Source organism: Microbacterium sp. FW305-3-2-15-F-LB2, assembly GCF_058787255.1.
Window position 1 is genome coordinate 2,738,181 of record NZ_JBYSZO010000001.1, and the last position, 20,035, is coordinate 2,758,215.

Annotated in this window: 21 protein-coding genes; 7 read left to right on the forward strand and 14 right to left on the reverse strand. The window is 70.5% G+C overall.

Annotation, left to right across the window (positions count from 1 at the left end):
- Positions 1-158 precede the first annotated feature (158 nt).
- On the forward strand, positions 159-1,094 hold the full coding sequence (locus AC3WLZ_RS13320; RefSeq protein ID WP_492470350.1) for a dihydrodipicolinate synthase family protein: 936 nt from the start codon (positions 159-161) through the stop codon (positions 1,092-1,094).
- A 73-nt stretch (positions 1,095-1,167) separates the two neighbouring features.
- Positions 1,168-2,484, forward strand: coding sequence for an Nramp family divalent metal transporter (locus AC3WLZ_RS13325; protein ID WP_492470351.1), 1,317 nt, complete (start codon positions 1,168-1,170; stop codon positions 2,482-2,484).
- Between the two features lie 49 nt (positions 2,485-2,533).
- Here the strand turns inward: AC3WLZ_RS13325 and AC3WLZ_RS13330 are convergent, their stop codons facing one another.
- The 6 genes from AC3WLZ_RS13330 to AC3WLZ_RS13355 all read right to left on the reverse strand — a co-directional run bounded on the left by AC3WLZ_RS13330 (position 2,534) and on the right by AC3WLZ_RS13355 (position 9,093).
- Positions 2,534-4,225, reverse strand: coding sequence for an AMP-binding protein (locus AC3WLZ_RS13330; RefSeq protein WP_492470352.1), 1,692 nt, complete (start codon positions 4,223-4,225; stop codon positions 2,534-2,536).
- A 19-nt stretch (positions 4,226-4,244) separates the two neighbouring features.
- Complete coding sequence (locus AC3WLZ_RS13335) at positions 4,245-5,219, reverse strand: alpha/beta hydrolase (protein ID WP_492470353.1); 975 nt, start codon at positions 5,217-5,219, stop codon at positions 4,245-4,247.
- Positions 5,220-5,249: 30 nt separating this feature from the next.
- Positions 5,250-6,623, reverse strand: coding sequence for an FAD-dependent oxidoreductase (locus AC3WLZ_RS13340; RefSeq protein ID WP_412925397.1), 1,374 nt, complete (start codon positions 6,621-6,623; stop codon positions 5,250-5,252).
- Between the two features lie 40 nt (positions 6,624-6,663).
- Entirely contained in the window at positions 6,664-7,725 is a 1,062-nt protein-coding gene (locus tag AC3WLZ_RS13345; RefSeq protein WP_412925398.1) for a polyprenyl synthetase family protein, read from the reverse strand.
- A gap of 75 nt (positions 7,726-7,800) precedes the next feature.
- A complete protein-coding gene (locus AC3WLZ_RS13350) occupies positions 7,801-8,520 on the reverse strand; it encodes a demethylmenaquinone methyltransferase (protein WP_492470354.1) in 720 nt (239 codons plus the stop codon).
- A gap of 9 nt (positions 8,521-8,529) precedes the next feature.
- On the reverse strand, positions 8,530-9,093 hold the full coding sequence (locus tag AC3WLZ_RS13355; protein ID WP_412925400.1) for a DUF402 domain-containing protein: 564 nt from the start codon (positions 9,091-9,093) through the stop codon (positions 8,530-8,532).
- Positions 9,094-9,190: 97 nt separating this feature from the next.
- Between AC3WLZ_RS13355 and AC3WLZ_RS13360 the strand changes: the two genes are divergently transcribed.
- Positions 9,191-10,405 (forward strand): isochorismate synthase, encoded by a 1,215-nt coding sequence (locus tag AC3WLZ_RS13360; RefSeq protein ID WP_492470991.1) that lies wholly within the window; start codon positions 9,191-9,193, stop codon positions 10,403-10,405.
- On the opposite strand, the gene AC3WLZ_RS13365 is transcribed toward AC3WLZ_RS13360, so the two are convergent.
- From AC3WLZ_RS13365 to AC3WLZ_RS13375, 3 genes are read right to left on the reverse strand one after another with little or no spacing between them, the layout of a single operon-like run.
- Complete coding sequence (locus AC3WLZ_RS13365) at positions 10,402-11,259, reverse strand: polyphosphate kinase 2 family protein (protein WP_492470355.1); 858 nt, start codon at positions 11,257-11,259, stop codon at positions 10,402-10,404. The two genes, AC3WLZ_RS13360 and AC3WLZ_RS13365, sit on opposite strands and share 4 nt — an antisense overlap.
- Positions 11,260-11,312: 53 nt before the next feature.
- The gene (gene menD / locus AC3WLZ_RS13370; protein ID WP_492470356.1) at positions 11,313-13,088 is read right to left on the reverse strand and encodes a 2-succinyl-5-enolpyruvyl-6-hydroxy-3-cyclohexene-1-carboxylic-acid synthase; all 1,776 of its coding nucleotides are present in this window, start codon (positions 13,086-13,088) and stop codon (positions 11,313-11,315) included.
- A gap of 2 nt (positions 13,089-13,090) precedes the next feature.
- Positions 13,091-13,522 (reverse strand): PLD nuclease N-terminal domain-containing protein, encoded by a 432-nt coding sequence (locus AC3WLZ_RS13375; protein ID WP_412925403.1) that lies wholly within the window; start codon positions 13,520-13,522, stop codon positions 13,091-13,093.
- Positions 13,523-13,596: 74 nt separating this feature from the next.
- Here AC3WLZ_RS13375 and AC3WLZ_RS13380 point away from each other — a divergent pair, with 74 nt between their 5' ends.
- The gene (locus AC3WLZ_RS13380; protein ID WP_492470357.1) at positions 13,597-13,908 is read left to right on the forward strand and encodes a DUF4229 domain-containing protein; all 312 of its coding nucleotides are present in this window, start codon (positions 13,597-13,599) and stop codon (positions 13,906-13,908) included.
- A gap of 4 nt (positions 13,909-13,912) precedes the next feature.
- Here AC3WLZ_RS13380 and AC3WLZ_RS13385 read toward each other — a convergent pair whose 3' ends face one another.
- Genes AC3WLZ_RS13385 through AC3WLZ_RS13395 form a run of 3 tightly spaced genes read right to left on the reverse strand, consistent with a single transcriptional unit; the run spans position 13,913 to position 16,978 of the window.
- Positions 13,913-14,884, reverse strand: coding sequence for a 1,4-dihydroxy-2-naphthoate polyprenyltransferase (locus AC3WLZ_RS13385; RefSeq protein ID WP_492470358.1), 972 nt, complete (start codon positions 14,882-14,884; stop codon positions 13,913-13,915).
- An 11-nt stretch (positions 14,885-14,895) separates the two neighbouring features.
- A complete protein-coding gene (locus AC3WLZ_RS13390) occupies positions 14,896-16,047 on the reverse strand; it encodes an AMP-binding protein (RefSeq protein WP_492470359.1) in 1,152 nt (383 codons plus the stop codon).
- A gap of 28 nt (positions 16,048-16,075) precedes the next feature.
- Positions 16,076-16,978, reverse strand: coding sequence for a 1,4-dihydroxy-2-naphthoyl-CoA synthase (locus AC3WLZ_RS13395; protein ID WP_492470360.1), 903 nt, complete (start codon positions 16,976-16,978; stop codon positions 16,076-16,078).
- 57 nt (positions 16,979-17,035) lie between these two features.
- On the opposite strand from AC3WLZ_RS13395, the gene AC3WLZ_RS13400 reads away from it, so the two are divergent.
- A complete protein-coding gene (locus AC3WLZ_RS13400; RefSeq protein WP_412925408.1) occupies positions 17,036-17,215 on the forward strand; it encodes a hypothetical protein in 180 nt (59 codons plus the stop codon).
- A gap of 36 nt (positions 17,216-17,251) precedes the next feature.
- Here the strand turns inward: AC3WLZ_RS13400 and AC3WLZ_RS13405 are convergent, their stop codons facing one another.
- Complete coding sequence (locus AC3WLZ_RS13405; protein WP_492470361.1) at positions 17,252-18,049, reverse strand: LLM class F420-dependent oxidoreductase; 798 nt, start codon at positions 18,047-18,049, stop codon at positions 17,252-17,254.
- A gap of 93 nt (positions 18,050-18,142) precedes the next feature.
- On the opposite strand from AC3WLZ_RS13405, the gene AC3WLZ_RS13410 reads away from it, so the two are divergent.
- Both AC3WLZ_RS13410 and AC3WLZ_RS13415 read left to right on the forward strand, forming a co-directional pair.
- Positions 18,143-18,322, forward strand: coding sequence for a hypothetical protein (locus tag AC3WLZ_RS13410; protein ID WP_492470362.1), 180 nt, complete (start codon positions 18,143-18,145; stop codon positions 18,320-18,322).
- A 16-nt stretch (positions 18,323-18,338) separates the two neighbouring features.
- Positions 18,339-19,346 (forward strand): o-succinylbenzoate synthase, encoded by a 1,008-nt coding sequence (locus AC3WLZ_RS13415; RefSeq protein ID WP_492470363.1) that lies wholly within the window; start codon positions 18,339-18,341, stop codon positions 19,344-19,346.
- Here the strand turns inward: AC3WLZ_RS13415 and AC3WLZ_RS13420 are convergent.
- Positions 19,333-19,959, reverse strand: coding sequence for a TetR/AcrR family transcriptional regulator (locus AC3WLZ_RS13420; RefSeq protein ID WP_412925412.1), 627 nt, complete (start codon positions 19,957-19,959; stop codon positions 19,333-19,335). The two genes, AC3WLZ_RS13415 and AC3WLZ_RS13420, sit on opposite strands and share 14 nt — an antisense overlap.
- Positions 19,960-20,035: the final 76 nt, after the last annotated feature.

The window sequence follows — 20,035 nt, forward strand, 5'->3', positions numbered from 1 at the left end:
GCGCCCTCCTTCCCGCCACGATACCCGTTCGATGAAAACCTTCCCGGGAACGATTCGACGAAATCCTTGACATACGAAAGGTGCGAGGGCAAACTGCAAACGTTCCCGCAAACGTTCTTATCCAAAGAACGCTCGACGAAGAGACGAAGGAGACAACGATGGTCCTCGACCTCCGCGGCCTGAACCCCGCCCCCGTTACCCCGTTCACCCCTGACGGCGACGTCGACTACGACGCGATTCAGCGCTTGGGCTCGTGGCTCGGCTCGATCGAAGGCGTCAAGAGCCTCGTGGTCCTCGGCCACGCCGGCGAAGGCACCTTCCTCACCGAGAAGGAACAGCTCGACGTCATTCGCGCCTTCCGCGACTCCGTCGACGACCGGCTGCCGATCATCGCCGGCATCACCAAGGAGGGCAACCTCACCGCCGCACTCGAGGCCAAGGATGCCGCTGCCGCGGGCGCGAAGGGCGCCCTGGTCTACCCGTCCCACGGCTGGCTGCGTTTCGGATTCCAGCCGGGCGCTCCGCAGACGCGCTATCGCGCGATCTGGGAGGAGTCGGGGCTGGAGGAGATCCTGTTCCAATACCCCGACAACACCAAGGCCTCGTACGACCTCGACACGCAGCTCGAGATCGCCGGCCAAGAAGGCGTCAACCACACCAAGAACGGCGTCCGCAACATGCGCCGCTGGTACACCGAGATCCCGGCCCTCCGCGCCGCGTACCCCGAGCTGCAGGTACTGTCCTGCCACGACGAGTACCTGCTCCCCACGATGTTCGACGTCGACGGGCTGCTCGTGGGCTACGGCAACATCGCCCCCGAGCTGCTCGTCGACCTGATCGCCGCGGGCAAGGCGCGCGACTATGCCGCAGCGCACGCGATCCACGAACGCCTCCTCCCCGTGACGAAGGCGGTCTACCACCGCGGCTCGCACATGGAGGGCACCGTCGCTCTGAAGTGGGGCCTGGTCAACCGTGGCATCCTGGATCACGCCACCGTGCGCGAGCCTCTCCTGCCGCTGCCGGCGGGTGCCGACGCGGAGATCGCCGCAGCATTCGCCTCCGCCGACCTCGGCAGCGTGGTCGTTCCGGCCTGATCCCCTCGGGGGCGGCCCCGGACGGCCGCCCCCTCATGACCCATCACGTCAACGACGACGGAAGGACACACCCATGAGCGATCGCACCACTTCACGTCCCCCCGCGACCCCCGGCACCGGTCACGGCCGCATCTCGACCGAAACGATCCGCAACCTCGTCGGCGCGCAGAGCACGCGACGGACGTTCTGGCGACGCCTCACGCTCATCGGCCCGGCGTTCGTCGCCGGAGCCTGGCAGTTCGGCCCCGGCAACCTGACCACCGCGATGAACGCCGGTGCCCTGTACGGCTACACCCTCATCTGGGTCATCATCGTCTCTACCGTCCTGATGATCTTCCTCACCGACATGAGCGTGCGGCTCGGCATCCGCACCCCTGTGTCTCTCATCTCGTCCATCAAAGAGGCGTACGGCACGTGGGCAGGCGTTGTCGCCGGCATCGGCGTCTTCCTCATCACTCTGTGCTTTTCGGTCGGCAACGCCGTCGGCTCCGGTGTCGGCCTCGCAATGCTGCTGCCGGGCACATCACCGGTGATGTGGACGGTCATCTGCACAGCGCTGGTCGGCACGATCCTGCTGCTGAAGAAGATCTACGGCGTCGTGGAGAAGATCCTCATCGCCATCGTCGCCCTGATGGCGTTCTGCTTCATCGCCTCGGCCTTCGCCTCGAACCCGGACTGGGCGGCAGCCGGAGCCGGACTCGTCCCCGTCGTCCCGGGCGGCGCGTGGCTGCTGATCATCGGCCTCGTCGGCACGAACTTCTCGATCAACGCGGCATTCTTCGCCTCCTACGGCACGAAGGCCCGCAACCGCGAGGAGAGCGAGTACCGAGACATCACCATCGTCGATACGATCCCCGGCATCGTCGCTCCTGGCATCATGACCGCTCTCGTGATCGTGGTGTCGGCCTCGGTCCTCGGTCAGACCGGTGCCGACACGCCCGGCGCTTTCACGGGTCTCGCGCGCATCTTCGAACCCGTGGCCGGTCCCGTCGGAGCGTGGATCTTCGCGCTCGGCTTCTTCGGCGCGGCATTCTCGTCGATGATCCCGAACTGCATCGCCGGCGGAACGCTGCTGTCGGATGCCATCGGGCGCGGCGCCTCCGCCGAGACCCTCACCGCCCGCCTCGGAAGCGCTTTCATCCTGGCGTTCGGCATCGCGGTGACGATCGCCTTCTCCGGTAGCTCGCCGGTGCAGCTCATCGTCCTCGCTCAGGCGCTCACGGTGCTGTTCGCCCCGATCCTCGCGACGGTGATCATCCTCATGGCGAACAACCGGAAGCTCATGGGACCGCTCCGCAACCGCTGGTGGCAGAACGTGCTCGGTCTCGTCGGCCTCGTCGCGGTCCTGGCCCTGTCGATCCGCCTCCTTGTGAGTCTGGTCGCGGGGTGAGGTCCGCCATCGAACGGCCCGTCCCGTAAGGGGCGGGCCCTTCGCCGCGTCAGCCCCGGAGGCTGTCGTCGCGCCATTCGACGACGACGATCTCGCCGCGAGCGGCTCGCTCTTCGCGCTCGCGCAGCTCGACGCGGCGGATCTTGCCCGAGATCGTCTTGGGCAGCTCCGCGAACTCGATCCGCCGCAGGCGCTGGAATGGGGCGAGATTCTCCCGGGCGAAGCGCAGGATCTCCAGCGCGACCTCCTCCCCCGGCTCGTGACCGGATGCCAGGACGACATAGGCCTTCGGCACCGACAACCGCAATGCGTCGGGCGCCGGGACGACCGCTGCCTCGACGACCGCGGGGTGCTCGATGAGCACGCTCTCCAGCTCGAACGGGCTGATCTTGTAGTCCGACGACTTGAACACGTCATCGGTGCGGCCGATGTAGGTGATGCTGCCGGTCTCGTCGCGCCGCGCTACATCGCCCGTGTGGAAGAGGCTGCCCGCGAAGGCATCCGCGTTCCGCTCCGGATCTCCCACGTAGCCCGTCATGAGGTTGAGAGGATGCTCGGTGAGATCGAGGCAGATCTCCCCTTCGTCGGCGCGTTCGCCCGTCAGGGGGTCGACGATCACGACCGGGCACCCGGGGAGCGGGCGTCCCATCGACCCGGGTACGAGGGCCGCACCCGGCGTGTTCGCGACGATCGCGGTCATCTCGGTCTGCCCGTACCCGTCTCGGATGTCGAGCCCCCACGCGCGCTGCACGTGCGCGATGACCTCGGGGTTGAGCGGCTCACCGGCCGACACGACCTCGCGCAGCGCTCCACGACGGCCCGTCAGGTCGGCCTGGATGAGCATGCGCCACACGGTCGGCGGTGCGCAGAATGTCGTCACGCGATCGCGCTCGAGTTCGTTCAGCAGCCGATCGGCTGAGAACCGCGAGTAGTTCAGCGCGAGCACGGTGGCCTCGGCGATCCACGGCGCGAAGAAGCAGCTCCACGCGTGCTTCGCCCATCCGGGCGAGCTGATCGCGAGGTGCACGTCGCCCGGTTGGAGTCCCAGCCAGTACATAGTCGACAGGTGCCCGACGGGGTACGACGCGTGGGTGTGCTCGACGAGCTTCGGTTTCGACGTCGTGCCCGAGGTGAAGTAGAGGAGCAGACGGTCATCGGCGGTGGTTCCCGGATGCCGGGCGGGCTCGGCATCCCTCAGGAACGCGTCGTCGTATCGTGCCCACCTCGGCCGCGCCTCGCCCACGACGATGCGGCCGAGACCCTCGGGCGCATCGTCGAACTTGTCGGCATCCGCCGAGCCGACGATCACGTGGCGGATCTCGGCGCGCTCGATGCGGTCGGCCAGATCGCCGGGACCGAGTGCGGTCGTCGTGGGCGCGATCACACCACCGAGCTTCATGATCGCGAGCATCGCCTCCCACAGTTCGACCTGGTTGCCGAGCATCAGTAACACCGCGTGACCCTTGCGGACACCCCGGGATGCCAGCCACGCAGCGACCTGGTCGGACCGCCGAGCCAGCTCGTCGAACGTGCGCTCATGATGCGTCCCGTCGTCGTCCACGACGATCAGAGCCGGTCGATCGTTCCCCCGCGCCATCGGATCGAACCAGTCGATCGCCCAGTTGAAGGGCCCCTCGATGCGCGGCCAGGCGAACGCCGCAGCGCGGTCGGGGTCGGTGCGGGCGGCGAGGAGAAGATCGCGGGCAGCGCGATACTGCTCCGTCGGTGTGGTCGAGGGCATGGGGCTCCTTGTTCACCCTCTACGCTAACCACCCCAGCCACCGCTCGAGCGCGTCGTACGCGGCATCCCGCGGGCTCGACTGCGACAGGAAGACGTCGTGCAGGGCGCCGTCGAGGCGGACGATCGTCACCTCGCGGGCGATACGGGTCGCCGCGCGCGCGATGTCGTCGACGACGAGCACCGAGTCCGACTCGCGCATCGCCTGGCTCCACGACAGCGCCGACGTGGATCGGGCCGCCAGCAGCACGAGCGCCGGGCAGCCCACCTCGACCCCGGATGCCACCCGCGCATGGCCCGCGACCACGGCGGCGAGCCACCCCGGATGCGTCGGGAAGCCGCGCTCGGGCCGCCAGCCGTCGGGGCTGTCGGGAAGTGTTCCGACCTCGCGCTGCGCACGGGTGTAGAACCCGAGGTCGACGACCGGGTGCATGCCGAGCGGGTCGATGCGGGCGCGGGCGTTGAGGATCGGCGCGAGCGCCTGGCGCCCCAGCGGACCGAGCTGCAGCTCCAACCACGGACTGTTGAGCACGAGGGCGTGGGCCCGTCCGGGGTGCCGCGAGGCCCACAAGGTCAGCGTCAGGCCGCCCGTGCTGTGCCCGAGGAGCACGAGGCGCCGCCCGTGCGCCTCGGTGCCCATGGCAGCCAGGGCCGCCTCGATGTCGGCGTCGTACACGTCGAGAGCGGCGACGTACCCGCGTGTCTGCCCCGGCCGGATGCTCCGCCCGTACTTGCGCAGGTCGAGAGCGTGGAACCGCGCGCCGCGATCGGTGAAGAAGCGCGCGAGGTCGGTCTGGAAGAAGTAGTCCGACCACCCGTGCACGTACAGCACGTCGATCTCGCGCCACGCCCCGAACAGTCTCGCGCCGGGGTGCGGCATCGCCCGCACGAGTGTCGCGACGACATCCCCCTCGTCGTCCGCTCCGAGCGGCAGAGTCCGCTGCTCGAAGCCCGGGCCGAGGAGGTCCGGATGCCACTCCCCGTTCGCCTCCGCCATGGCCTCAGCCTAAGGGCGGGTCGACGCGGGTCACTCGCCGCGGGAGATCGCGATCATCTCGTCGCGCGGGACCACCTTGATGCGCGCGCGCTCGTGCGGGGCGCCGAGGGCCATCTCGTGCTCGTCGAGACGGTGCCAGCCCTCGAGGTCGGTCCAGCGCACACCGCGCTCGGCCAGGAGCGCCGGAATGGCCTCCTCCTCGGGGTGCGCGGGCCGCCACCACTCGCCCTGGTCGTTGATGACGTGGCGCACCGTCTCCATGGCATCCGACTTGGTGTGGCCGATGAGGCCGACCGGTCCGCGCTTGATCCACCCGGTCGCGTAGAGGCCCGGCATCCGCTCGTTCGAGTCGGATGCCATGACCTGACCCTCCTGGTTGGGGATCACGCCGTGGCGCTCGTCGAACGGCACGTCCTTGAGCGGCGAACCGAAGTAGCCGACGGCGCGGTAGATGGCCTGGATCGGGACCTCGCGGATCTCGCCGGTCCCGACGACGCCGCCCTCGGCGTCGGGCTTCGTGCGCTCGTACCGGAACGCGGACACGCGGCCCTCGGCGTCCGTGACGACTTCGAGGGGCTTCGCCCAGAAGTGCAGGTGCAGGCGGCGGGAGGCGTCTCCTCCGGCGTTGTTCACGCCCGGGCGGGTGCGCCACTCCTGCAGGACGCGGTCGATGACCTTGACCTGCTTGTTGGTCTGGATGGCGGTCAGGGATGCCTCGTCGTAGTCGAAGTCCTCGTCGTACACGACCATGTCGACGTCGCGCAGCTCGCCGAGCTCGCGCAGCTCGAGAGGGGTGAACTTCACTTGAGCGGGACCGCGGCGACCGAAGACGTGCACGTCGGTGACCGGGGAGGCCTTGAGCCCCTGGTACACGTTGTCGGGGACCTCGGTGGGCAGCAGGTCGTCGGCGTGCTTGGCCAGCATGCGGGTGATGTCCAGGGCCACGTTGCCGTTGCCGATGACCGCGACCGACTCTGCTTCGAGCGGCCACTCGCGGGGAACGTCGGGGTGACCGTCGAACCAGCTCACGAAGTCCGCCGCGCCGTACGATCCGTGGGCGTCGATCCCGGGGATGTCGAGGTCGGCGTCACGGATCGCGCCCGTGGCGAAGATCACCGCGTTGTAGTGCTGCTTGAGGTCATCGAGCGTGATGTCGGTGCCGAAGTTCACGTTGCCGAAGATGCGGATGTCGCCGCGATCGAGCACCTCGCGCAGAGCCGTGATGACGCCCTTGATGCGCGGGTGATCGGGCGCGACGCCGTAGCGGACCAGACCGTACGGGGCGGGGAGCTGCTCGAACAGGTCGATCGACACGTCGAACTGGCGCTCGGCTTTCAGCAGGATGTCGGCGGCGTAGATGCCGGCGGGGCCGGCGCCGACGATGGCAAGGCGCAACTTCGTCATGGGGGTCCTCTCGATCGTGATCGGGGGGGGTGGAGAAGGGTCAGGCGGAACGGTCGGCCACCGCGCGGGCGAACCGCGTCAGGGCCTCGCGGACGGCACCGTCCGGTAGGGGCGCGAGCGCGTCGATCGCGTCCTGCGACCACCGGTGCGCGAGGTCGAGCGTTTCGCGCGTGGTCTCGTGCTCGCGCAGCTCGGTCAGGGCGTCGTCGAGGATCGCGGGGTCGGCGCCCGCGGCGATACGGTCTTGACCCTCGTCGATGCGTGCTCGCAGGTCGGCGGACGCCTGATCGGATCGATGGCCGAGCAGCAGGTACGGCATGGTCGGCACGCCCGCGCGCAGGTCGGTGCCGGGGACCTTGCCGGTCTCGGACGGGTCGGGCGAGAGGTCGATGACGTCGTCGAGCAGCTGGAAGGCGACGCCCGCCTTCTCTCCGAAGACGACCATCGGGGCCTCGAACTCCTCGGGGGCCCCCGAGTAGATCACGCCGGACTGCGCGGCCGCGGCGATGAGCGAACCGGTCTTGTCGGCGAGCACGCGCAGGTAGAACTCCACCGGCTCGTCGCCCTCCTGCGGGCCGACGGTCTCGTGCATCTGCCCGAGCACCAGCCGCTCGAAGGTGTCGGCCTGCAGCTGGATCGCGCGCTCACCGCGACGGGCCATGAGCTGGCTGGCGCGCGAGAAGAGGAGGTCGCCGGTGAGGATGGCGATGTTGTTGCCCCACACGGTCTGCGCACTCGGGACACCGCGGCGCTTGTCGGCGCCGTCCATGACGTCATCGTGGTACAGCGAGCCCAAGTGGGTCAGCTCGAGCGCCGTGGCCACCTCGACGACCTCGGTCGTCGTGCCTTCACCCAGCTGCGCGGTGAGGATCGCGAGCATCGGGCGCACGCGCTTGCCCCCCGCTTCGTACAGGTACCGGGCGGTGACGTCGGCGAGCCGATCGGCGCTGCGCACCTCGCGTTCGAGGGTGCTCTCGACGCGGTCGAGGCCGGCCTCGACGGTGGCGAGCAGGGTGCGCGCACGGAGTCCTGCGAAGATGCGGTCACTCAGGCCCAGCTTGCCCGACAGGCGGGTGCCGGCCGCGGGCGGTCTCGGGGTCACGGTTTCAGCCTATCCTGGCGCGGTCCGGGGTCGCCGTCGGTATCTCGACGGTTGACAGGCCATGCTCTCTCGGGGCTACGCGCCGGGGTTGACACCGCGGTGGAGCGCCACGATGCCGAACGTGAGGTTCCGATACGCGACATCGGCCCAACCGGCGTCGCGCATCCACGCCGCGAGCGTCGGCTGGTCCGGCCAGTCGCGGATGGACTCGTTCAAGTAGTCGTATGCCTCGGCGTTGGAGCTCACGGCCTTGGCCACGACCGGCAGCACGCGGTCGTTGTAGAAGCGGTACAGGCCGTTGAACGCCCGGGACGGTGGATGCGAGAACTCGCACACCACGATGCGCCCTCCGGGCTTCGTGACCCGGCGGAGCTCCCGCAGGGCGCGGCGCGGGTCGTTGACGTTGCGCAGCCCGAACGACATCGTCACCGCGTCGAACTCGGCATCCTCGAACGGCAGGTCGGTGGCATCCGCCTGCACGAACTCCAGGTTCGGGACGTTTCCGTGCCGACGACGGCCCTCCGCGATCATGCCGCGCGAGAAATCGGCGGCGACGACGTGGGCGCCGCTGGGGACGAACGCCATCGACGAGGTTCCGGTGCCGGCGGCGAGGTCGAGGATCCGCTCCCCGCGACGCGGGGCGACGGCCCTCAGGGTGGCGACGCGCCAGAACCGGTCGTTGCCCAGGCTCAGCACGGAATTCGTCCGGTCGTAGGCCGCGGCCACCTGATCGAACATGCCGCTGACGCGCTGGGGGTCCTTGCCGAGATCGGCACGGTTCGGGTCGCTGCTCACCCGTCGAGTCTAGGCGCGGGCAGCGGCCTCGTCCTCGGGTTGCGCGAGGTCGGCGAGACGCTGCAGCCACGGACCGGTCACGTCGTCGGAGAACGGGGCCTCGCCCGCACGCACGCGGCGCTCGAGGTCGACGGCCACGGTCTCGAGGTGGTCGACGATCTCGGCGGGGTACCCGTACTGGACGCGGTGCTCGTCCCACTCGTCGCGGTCGTCGATCCACGTGCCCCGTTCGTCGGTGCGCCGCACGACGTCCAGATCCATGTCGATGCCGACCGGGGTGCCGGCGTCGTCCCATCCGGCATCCCACGCCAGGTCGATGTACACCGCGACCGGATGCGGAGCGGCGTTGTGCGTGAACGCCCAGTCGCCGCTCGCAGGCACCAGCGTCACGTTCGGCTCGCGGCAGACGAACTCGCGGCCCGGGCGGACGCTGCGCCAGCCGACGCGCTGACCGAACCAATCGCCCCAGCTGTCCGAGCCGAGGTAGACGCAGTCCTGCTCCCAGTGCGGCGACCCGTCCCATTTGCGCCAGCGGAACACGAGTCGGGTGCCGGGTGCGGGGCGGGAGGTCATGCCGCGAGTCTAAGTCGCGGTCTACTGTGGGAAGGTGCAGGAACCGGCGGATGATCTCGTCCCGCGTCTGCGTGTCATCACGCGCGAACTCGCTCCCATGGAGGACGTCCTCGACTACACCACCGGGTACGACCCGCTGTTCTGGAGCCGCCGGGGCGAGTCCCTCGCCGGCTTCGGCGACCTCCTGACGATCCGGTACACCGGCGCACAGCCCGGCGACGCGACCATCGCCGATCGATGGCGGCGGATCGCCGCCGCGGCCGAGATCGACGACCCGGTGGGACTCCCGGGCACGGGGCTCGTCGCTTTCGGTTCGTTCGTGTTCGACCCGCGGTCGGAGCGCGAGAGCGTCCTACGGGTGCCCGGCACGATCGTCGGACGCCACAGCGGGCGGGCCTGGGTCACGCGCCTGGCGTTCGCCGACACCCCCGATGAGCCCGAGCCCGATCTCCCGCCCCGCTCCCCCTTCGGCCCGCACTGGTCGGCGACGCTCGGTCCCGGCGAACAGACGGCTGAGGGGTACCAGGATGCCGTCCGCCAGGCGATCGAGGCCGTGCGCGCCGGTGAAGTGGGCAAGGTCGTGCTCGCGCGCGACATCGCCGGGACCCTTCCGGCCGGCTCAGACCTCCGGCGACTCGTCCGCTCCCTCCTCGAGGGCTACCCGGACTGCTGGGTGTTCGCCGTCGACGGTCTCATCGGCGCGAGCCCCGAGACCCTCGTGACCGTGTCACGCGGCACCGTGACCGCGCGGGTGCTCGCGGGGACCACCGCACGTGGCGGCGACGCCGACAGCGACGTCGCGGCAGCCCTCGCGCTCACCGAGAGCGCGAAAGACCAGGAAGAGCACCGCTTCGCCGTGCAGAGCGTCCTCGCCGCGCTCCGCCCGCACACCGCGGTGCTCGCCGCCGCCGAACAGCCCTTCACGCTCAAGCTCCCCAACGTCTGGCACCTGGCCACGGACGTCGAGGGCGAGCTGTCCGAGGCCGCCTCTTCGCTCGACCTCGTCGCGGTGCTCCACCCGACAGCCGCCGTCGCGGGCACCCCGACCGCCGCGGCGATGGAGGTCATCCGCAGGCTTGAGCCGTTCGACCGCGGCCGTTACGCCGGCGCCGTCGGGTGGATCGGTGCCTCCGGCGACGGTGAGTGGGCCATCGCCCTGCGCTGCGCGCAGATCGACCGCGCCGCCCCCTCGGCGGCGACCGCGCCCATCACGGCCTATGCGGGTGCGGGAATCGTCGCCGACAGCGTGCCGGAGTCGGAGCTGCTGGAGACCCGCGTGAAGTTCCGGCCCATCGTGGAGGCCCTGGCCTAGGACTGGGCGAGGCGCTGCTTTTCGGTCGCCACGTCGTAGTCGGCCGCGGGCCACTGCGGGTCGATGTCGGTCAGGGCGCCGATCAGCAGTCGCTGGACGGCCAGCCGCGCGTACCACTTGCGATCGGCGGGCACGACGTGCCACGGGGCGATCGGCGTCGAGGTGCGCTCGAGCGCCACCTGGTAGGCATCCATGTAGTCGGCCCACAGGGCGCGCTCATCGACGTCCGACGGGTTGTACTTCCAATGCTTGTCGGGTCGCTCCAGGCGTGCGGCCAAGCGCTCGCGCTGCTCGTCCTTCGAGATGTGCAGCATGACCTTCACGACACGGATGCCGAGCTCGGCCGCCTCGGCTTCGAAGGCGACGATCGCACCGTAGCGTCGCTCGATCTCGTCCGCCGGCGCGAGCTGACGCACCCGGCCGATCAGCACGTCCTCGTAGTGCGAGCGATCGAAGACCCCGAGGCGCCCCGCATCGGGCAGCCGCTTGCGGATCCGCCACAGGAAGTCGTGCGACAGCTCCTCGGCCGTGGGCTTCTTGAACGAGGCCAGCTCCACGCCCTGCGGGTCGACGGCCCCCACGACGTGCTTGACGATGCCGCCTTTACCGGCGGTGTCCATCGCCTGCAGCACGAGCAGCACGGAGCCGGTGGCGGTCCCGGCGACACTCTGGGCGAAGAGGCGCTCCTGCAGATCGGCGAGGGGCGCGACGCCCGCCTCGAGGTCCGCCTTGCCCTGGTCTTTGTCGCCTTCGTATCCGGGCGTCGAGCGAGTGTCGACGTCGGCGAGGACAAAACCCGGGGCGACACTCAGGGCTTCGGCGGCGGGCGTGGTCCAACGGCTGTGCGAGCTCATCGACACATCGTGCCCCGCGGCAGAGATCCGCGCCAGGAGGTTGACGAACCCGCTCAGCGGTCGAGCGGCACCTCGATGAGCTGCCGACCGCCGGTGGGCGAGGTGAGCGCCTGATCGAGCGCGACACGCGTCGTCACGCGGTGATACTCCCACCCGTACGCGAGGGCGAGCTGCTCGAGCCGGACGCTCTGCGGCGTGAACTGCACGCGCTCCATCGCGTCCGCCGCCGCGACCCCGGCGACCTCGAGGCCGTCGAAGATCGTGCCGCCCCCGTCGTTGCCCACGACCACCTGGAGTCGCGGCTCGGGTTCCCCGGGCGGGAGAAGCAGAGCGCCGACGTCGTGGAGGAAGGCGAGGTCGCCGAGCAGCACGCGCGTGACGCCCGGCCGCTCGGCATCCTGACTGGCGAGGGCGACACCCGTCGCGGTCGCGATGGTTCCGTCGATGCCCGCGAGCCCGCGGTTGGCGTGCACCCTGACCTTCTTGCCGCCGAGCAGCTCGTCGGCGACGCGCACGAGACGCGACGAGCCGAAGACGAGCCGGTCGTGCGGCCACGTCGCGCGCCACAGGGCGTCCACGAGCGCCGCGCGATCGACGGGGGCGCGCATCACCTCGACCTCGGCGTTGATCGCCCCGAGTCGCTCGTGCGGCACGGCGGACGACAGTCCGTCCGCGTCGGGCGCGGGCGGGCTCAGATCGACGGCAGCGGCCCGCGAGGCACGCATCCACTCCCCCAGCCATTGCCGATCGGCCACACCCGCGACGCGGACGGCATCCACGGAGTGCGTCGCGCCGTTGAGGTTGACCGGCTCACCGGGGCCGCGCACGGCGATCACCTCGACGTCGTCCCGGCCGAGGAGCCTCGCGACCTCGCGGCTCAGGGTCGGGTGGCCGAACACGACCACCCGTTCCACGCGACCGCCGAGTTCCGGCTCGCGGAGCAGGGCGCGATACGCGTGGACGATGTGCCGCCCGAAGCGTGCGCCGCTGACGATCTCGGCGACGAGCGGCAGGCCGGCGTGGTGGGCGAGTTCTTCCGCGGCGGGTCCGGCATCCGCTCCGGCGACGACGATCGTGCGCGGACCCGGCTCGAGGAGGAAGGAGACCTCGGGCTCCGGAGCCACATCCGCAACGCCGATGCCGCCGCCACCCTGGTACAGCGCGCCGGACGCGTCCTCGTCGACGAGACCCTCCGCGGGCACGGCGCGCGTGGCGCGCTCGACGAGCCAGTCCGGCGCCGCGCCGGCGAGGGGCTCACGCAGCGGCACGTTCAGGTGCACGGGCCCGGCCGGACGACTGCCCTCGCCGCACGCCGCGGCCAAGGCCGTCGCGGCCACGTCGTCGAACGCGGCGGTCTGGGGGTCGCTGGCATCCGGGTCGGCCACCTCGGGGACGGGGAGGTCGGCTTCGTACCGCGCCGCGGAGCGGAACAGCCCGAGCTGACGCGTCGTCTGGTTCGCGCCGATGCCGCGCAGCTCGGGCGGACGGTCGGCCGTCAGCAGCAGCAGAGGAATGCCGGAGTGGTGAGCCTCGAGCGCGGCGGGGAGGAGGTTGGCCACGGCGGTGCCCGACGTGCAGATGACCGCGGCGGGGATGCCCGTCTCGCGGCCGATGCCGAGCGCGGTGAAGCCCGCAACGCGTTCGTCGATGCGGACGTGCAGCCGTACGAGACCGGCGCGTTCGAGTTCGGCCGCGACAAGGGCGAGCGCCTGCGACCGTGAGCCGGGGCTCACGACGAGGTGGCGGACGCCGCGCGCGACGAGACCGGCGAGAAGCGCCGCAGCCGCGTCGGTACTCGGGGCGTGGGCGCCCCGTTCCCCAGACGTCACGGTCAGCCGACGGCGCCGCGCTGACCGCGCGTGTCGTCGTCGCCCTTGCCCGGGGTGTCTCCGGGGCCGTCGTCGTCGGGCTTAGGGGCCGGGCGAGTCTCGCTCGGGTCATCCGCCTCGGAATCGAGCTCCGCGAGCTCTTCCTCGAGACGCCGGATCCGCTCGTCCTGATCGGCGCGGGCCCGGGCGGACAGACCGCCGAGGAACTCCGGGTCGTCGTCGGGCGCGCGTCGCGGCGCGGGGCCGCCCGCGCGGCCACGACCGACGAGGAACCACAGGATGCCGCCGAGCACCGGCAGAAGGATGACGATCGCCATCCAGGCGGGCTTGCTGACCCCGCGGTGGCGTCCCGCCGGTTGAACAGCGCAGTCGACGATCGTGTAGACCCAGAACGCGGTCGCCACGAGCGCCAGGATCAGCAGCAGGCGTGCCATGCACTGATTCTACCGGCGCTGCCTGGGCGACGGCCGGGCACCGGGGCGCCGCGGAGCGGTCGTAGAGTGGGAGTATGCGTGCCCGTTCCGCCCTGGTCTATACGGTGCTGCGGCTGCTGGCGTTCCTGGTGCCGCTCGGCATCCTGCTGCTGTTCCCCATCTTCCGCGAGCTGCCGTGGCTGGCCGCCGTCTTCGCGGCACTCATCGGGCTGAGCCTGTCGCTGCTGTTCTTGCGTCGGCCTCTCGACCAGGTGACCGGCGACCTCGCCGAACGCCGCGCGGCGCGCCGCGCGGCAAGCCGCCGCACGGGCGCCGAGCGCGATGCAGACGCAGAGGACGCCGTCATCGACGCGACGCGCGACGACCGGCCCGACGCCGAGCGCTGAGCGCTCAGGCCACGAGAGCCCAGAACACGACCGCGCCGTACGCGACCGAGGTGAAGCTCGTCACCTGCAGCGCGACGATGAGTTCGCGCGGCGCGCGGTAGGTCCAGACGATGAGGATCGCCGACAGCGCGCCGAGCAGCGCGATCAACGTGAGCCAGGCGATCGGATACACCAGCGCGAGGAACACGGAGATGCCGAACGGCACGAGCACGAACACCGTGAACAGCACCTGGGTCGCGCGCCGGCCGATCAGCACCGACAGGGTGCGCTTGCCCGCGAGCCGGTCCTGGTCGATGTCGCGCAGGTTGTTCGCGAGGAGCACCGCGCACGCCAGCAGACCCGCCGCGACGGCGCCGAACCACGCCTCCTGCGGCAGCGACTGCACCTGCACCCACGTCGTGCCGAGGGTGGCGACGAGGCCGAAGAAGACGAAGACGAAGAGCTCGCCGAGCGCGTTGTAGCCGTACGGGCGCTTGCCCCCCGTGTAGAACCACGCGGCGACGATGCACGCGGCGCCGACCGCGATCAGCCACCACTGGCCCGTACGGATGACGAGCGCGAGACCGACCACGGCGGCGAGCGCGAAGAACGCCAACGCCACGATCAGCACCGTGCGCGGCTTCGCCTTCTTCCCCCCGGTGAGGCGCCCCGGGCCTACGCGCACGTCGTCGGTTCCCCGGATGCCGTCGCTGTAGTCGTTGGCGTAGTTGACACCGATCTGCAGGGCGAACGCGACCGCCAGGCACGCCAGCGCGATGACCCAGTGCAGCTGATCGTCGACGAGGGTCGCCGCGCCGGTCCCGATCAGCACCGGAGTGATCGCCAGCGGCAGCGTGCGCAGTCGCGCCGCCGCGATCCAGTCCCGCGCGGTCGCGGGGGTCGCCGCACGGGGAGCGGGGCGGTGGGCCTTCTGGGGGTTGCCGCCGGGACGCCGCTTCGGGGCCGGACGCGAGCGCTTGCGAGACTGTGCTGCCACGGAGGGAAAGCCTAATTCTTCGCGGAGCCGAACCGTTGCCGCAGAGCGGCGCGATCGGGCTTGCCGGATGCCAGGAGCGGAAGCGCCTCGAGGAAGACGAGGCGGGAGGGACGCGCCACGGGACCGACCGCCGTGGCGACCGCTGCGCGGACGCGATCCAGCGTCTCCTGCTCGTCCATGCCCGCGGCCTCGGGCGCGACGACGACGGACCCTTCGCCCCAGCGAGCGTCCGCCACGGGGATGACCACGGCGGACTCCAGGCCCGGAAGCCCGCGCACCGCGGCCTCGACGCGGTCCAGCGAGACGTTGACGCCTCCGGAGACGATCACGTTGTCGAGCCGCCCGGTGATCCGCAGCACTCCGTCGGCGAGGTTGCCACCGTCACCGGTGCGGTACCACCGGGTTCCCGCGGCATCCTGGGGAAAGACCTCGGCCGTGCGGTCCGGGTCACCGAGGTAGCCGTCGGCGAGCGTGGGCCCGGAGATGCGCACTTCGCCCCCCACGATCGCGAGGTCCACCCCGTCCAGCGCCACTCCGTCGTACACGCAACCGCCGCTGGTCTCGGTGGAGCCGTACGTGCGCACGATTCGCGCTCCCGCTGCCTCGGCACGCTCGCGGAGGGCGACGGGGAGGGCTTGTCCGCCGATGAGGATGCGCTCGAACGACCGCAGCGCCCGGGCGATGTCCGGGTCGTTCTCGGCCGCGTCGAGCAGCCGGTGCAGCTGTGCCGGGACGAGCGATGTGTACGTGGGGACCCGCGTCCCGTTCTCGTGCGACGCCATCCCGAGAGCCGCGGCGGCGAAAGGCTCCGGCCGGAACGGTCCGGCCAGGATCGCCGGCTCGCGCCCGGCGACGAGGGCCCGGACCAGCACCTGCACGCCGGCGACATACGTCGCGGGCACCGCCAGCAGCCACGCCCCCTCGCCGATCCGGGCGGCGGTGGCGAACGCACTCGCGATGAGGGCGTTGCGTCCGATCGCCACGGACTTCGGCACCCCCGTCGAGCCCGACGTCGTGATCACCGCCGCCGTCCCCGCCGGGACCTCGGCGGGCAGCCCGTCGCCCGCCCCGAGCGCGACCGCCGGCCCGGCCCCGAGGACCGCGTGGCGCAGCGCCCGCAGCACATCGCGCGGATCGTCGGATGCCACCGGCTCGAGCCTCACGTCAGCTCCGTCCCGCGGCATCCGGAGATCAGTATTGCCACGGGACGCCCGACCAGTCGGGGTCGCGCTTCTCGAGGAACGAATCGCGCCCCTCGGCCGCCTCGTCGGTGCCGTACGCGAGTCGCGTCGCCTCCCCCGCGAAGAGCTGCTGGCCGACGAGCCCGTCGTCGACGGCGTTGAACGCGAACTTCAGCATGCGGATCGCCGTCGGCGACTTCGTCAGGATGGTGCGGGCCATCGACAGTGCCTCACGCTCGAGGTCGACGTGGGGCACGACGCGGTTCACGGCGCCCATCTCGTAGGCGCGCTGCGCCGAGTACTCCTCGGCGAGGAAGAAGACCTCGCGCGCGAACTTCTGCCCGATCTGGCGCGCGAAATAGGCCGAACCGTACCCGGCGTCGAAAGACCCCACGTCGGCATCCGTCTGCTTGAAGCGACCGTGCTCGGCGCTCGCGATCGACAGGTCGCACACGACGTTGAGCGAATGACCGCCGCCCGCCGCCCACCCCGGGACCACGGCGATGACGACCTTCGGCATGAATCGGATGAGGCGCTGCACCTCCAGGATGTGGAGGCGCCCCGCTCGGCCGTGGTCGGCGACGGCCGACTCGTCATCGGAGTACTTGTACCCGTCACGGCCGCGGATGCGCTGATCTCCGCCGGAGCAGAACGCCCATCCCCCGTCCTTCGGGCTCGGCCCGTTGCCGGTGAGGAGCACGACGCCGATGCGATGATCCTGCCGCGCGATGTCGAGGGCCCGGTACAGCTCGTCGACGGTGTGGGGCCGGAAGGCGTTGCGCACCTCGGGACGGTCGAACGCGATCCGCGCGACCCGGCCGTCGTGCGTGACGTGCGCCGTGATGTCGGTGTAGTCCTCGGCGCCGGGCGCCAGGGTCCACTCAGCGGGGTCGAAGATGTCGGAAACGCTCACCCGATCAGCCTAGGACGCGGGGGTGTAACCTGGTCGATCCCGACGATCGGAGTCATCATGACGAAGAAGGTGTCGATGTTCGGCCGGATCCGCGAGTACTTTCTCGGGGCCCCGCGCCACGACGAGTCCGAGGATGCCCGGCGCTCGATGAACCACCAGAGCGATGCCGCTTATTACCAGGGCGAGGCCGTGAAGAACTGGACGGGCACGTCCGGCGGGGCGCAGTTCAAACCCTGAGAACGGCGCCCCGACACAAGCGGGGCGCCGTCACTGTCAGGCGTTCTTCGAGTCGCGCCAGGCCAGCCAGCGCTCGATGATCGAGTAGTCCCAGTCCGGACCGGAGAATCCGAGCGTGAAGAGACGCGTTCCCGCGCCGTACAGCGCGTCGGCGACCGTCTCGTCACGGTCCTTCAGCTCGTTCGAGACGATGAGGCCGGAAAGGTCGCGGCCCTCGGTCTCGGCCCAGCGCTCGATGACGCCGAACTTGTGGGGCAGTTCGTCGGGCGTGACGAAGCTGTGCCAGATGTCGGCGTGACGAGCGACGATGCGCAACGTCTTCTGCTCGCCCTTGCCGCCGATCATGACCGGGATCTTGCGCGTCGGCGCCGGGTTCAGCTTGCCCCACCGCTCGACGATCCGGTCGAGGTCGCTCGCGAGGGCGTTCAGACGCGAGCCCGCCGTGCCGAAGTCGTACCCGTACTCGTCGTAATCGCGCTGGAACCAGCCCGAGCCCGTACCCAGGATGAAGCGGCCCGTGTCGCCGCCCTTCTTGCTGATGTGGTCGACCGTGCGGGCCATGTCGGCCTGAAGGTCGGCGTTGCGGTAGCTGTTGCAGTTGACGAGCGCGCCGAACTCCACGCGGTCGGTCTGCTCGGCCCACGCGGAGAGCATCGTCCACGACTCGAAGTGCTCGCCGTCGGGGTCGCCGTAGAGCGGGAAGAAGTGATCCCAGTTGAACAGGATGTCGACGCCCATCTCTTCCAGACGGAAGACGGCGTCGCGGATGTCGGAGTACTGCACGTGCTGCGGCTGAATCTGGACGCCGAGCCGGACCGGGGTGTCGAAAAGCATGGCGTCAGCCTATGCCCGGCCCCCGACACCGGGAGGGGTGGACGCACGTCGGCCCGGCACGTAGCGTGGAGGACCCGGACGATCGGAGTCATCATGACGAAGAAAGTGTCGATCCTGACGCGAGTGCGCGAGTTCCTTTTCGGCACGCGTCGAACGCACGAGCAGGCCGAGGCCGCCCAGAAATCGCTCGATTCCCAGAAGGACCTCTCTTCCTACACCGTCGAGCGTCAGACGTCCTGGTTCGGGACTTTCGGCGGCGGCGGCCCGCGCTGAGCGACATGATGAGGGCATGAGCACCGTCGCCCTCCCGTCCCTCACCGACGTCCTCGCCACGGCCCGTGTCGTCGCGCTCCCTCTGGCCACACGTTTCCGAGGAATCCGCACGCGCGAAGCCGTCGTGTTCGAGGGTCCCGAGGGGTGGACGGAGTTCTCGCCCTTCGTCGAGTACGCCGACGCCGAGGCGGCGACCTGGCTCGCGGCGGCCCTCGACTTCGGGTGGCATCCCACCCCTCCACCGGTTCGCGCGACCGTGGCGGTCAACGCCACCGTGCCCGCGGTGGCGGCCGCCGAGGTGGACGGGGTCCTCGCCCGGTACGACGGATGCCGGACGGCCAAGGTCAAGGTCGCGGAGGCCGGGCAGGTGCTCGCGGACGATGTGGCGCGGGTCCGCGCGGTCCGCGCGGCGATGGGTCCCGAGGGCCGCGTGCGCGTGGACGCGAACGGCGGCTGGAACGTCGACGAGTCCGAACGCGCCGTGCACGCCCTCGCGGAGTTCGACCTCGAGTACGTCGAGCAGCCGTGCGCCGAGGTCGAGGAGCTGGCGGAGCTGCGCGAACGCATCGACTACCTGGACATCCCCATCGCCGCCGATGAGAGCGTCCGCAAGGCGGAGGACCCGCTGCGCGTGGCCCGCGCGGGTGCGGCCGACCTCCTCGTGATCAAGGCGCAGCCGCTCGGCGGCGTGCGCGCGGCTCTCGCGATCGTGAGCGAGGCGGGTCTGCCGGCGGTGGTGTCCAGCGCGCTGGACACATCGGTCGGGCTGTCCATGGGCCTCGCTCTCGCGGCGGCACTCCCCGACCTCGAATACGACTGCGGGCTCGGCACGGCGGCGCTCTTCACAGAAGATGTCGTCGCTTCGCCACTCCGACCCCGCGCCGGGTCACTCACCCTCGCGCGGGCGACCCCGACGACCGCGACCCTCGACCGGGTCGAGGCCCCCGCCGAGCGGAGCGACTGGTGGCTGCAGCGCCTGACGCGGTGCTACCGGGTGCTGGAGGCGGACCTCATTCGAGGATGAGTGTCATGAGGTGCGAGAGCCGCGCGGCGAGCTCCGGCTGAGCGGCCCGAGGGTCGCGGCCGCCGATGAGCGCATACTCGGTGGCCGAAACCCACATCGACAGAAGCATCTCGGTGGCCGCCTCGGGGGAAACCCGCAGCCTCAGCCCTCGGGCCTCGGCGACGTCGCGCACGAGCTGTGAGACGTTCTCGGACAGCCCGCGATCCAGTGCGAGATATGCCACGGCGAAATCCGCGTTGCGCAGTGCCTGCGTGCGGATCTCCGCGTTCAGCAGGACGTCGAGACGATCCTGGGCGGCGATCTCGAGCACCTGCTGGACGAGATTGCGCACCTCGGTGCCCGGCTCGAGCCCATCCGCTTCCAGCGAGGCGATGCGCTCCCGCAGCGTCGTCAGGGTGGTCTCTGCGGACCGTTGGCACAGCGCGAGGAACAGCTCCTCCTTGGAACCGAAGTTGGAGTAGAACGCTCCGCGGGTGAACCCGGCGCGCTCGCAGATGGCCTCGACCGACGAAGCGTCGATCCCCTCCTCGGCGAACATCTGGGCCGCGGCATCCAACAGCCGGGTGCGCGTGTTCTCGCGTCGTCGCGACGGCGCCGGTGCCGTGTCGGTCATGCCGTGCTCCTCCTGCTTCACGGACGAGACTCAGGTTGAAGGCCCCATCCCGTGACACGATACATTGTTGTATCCG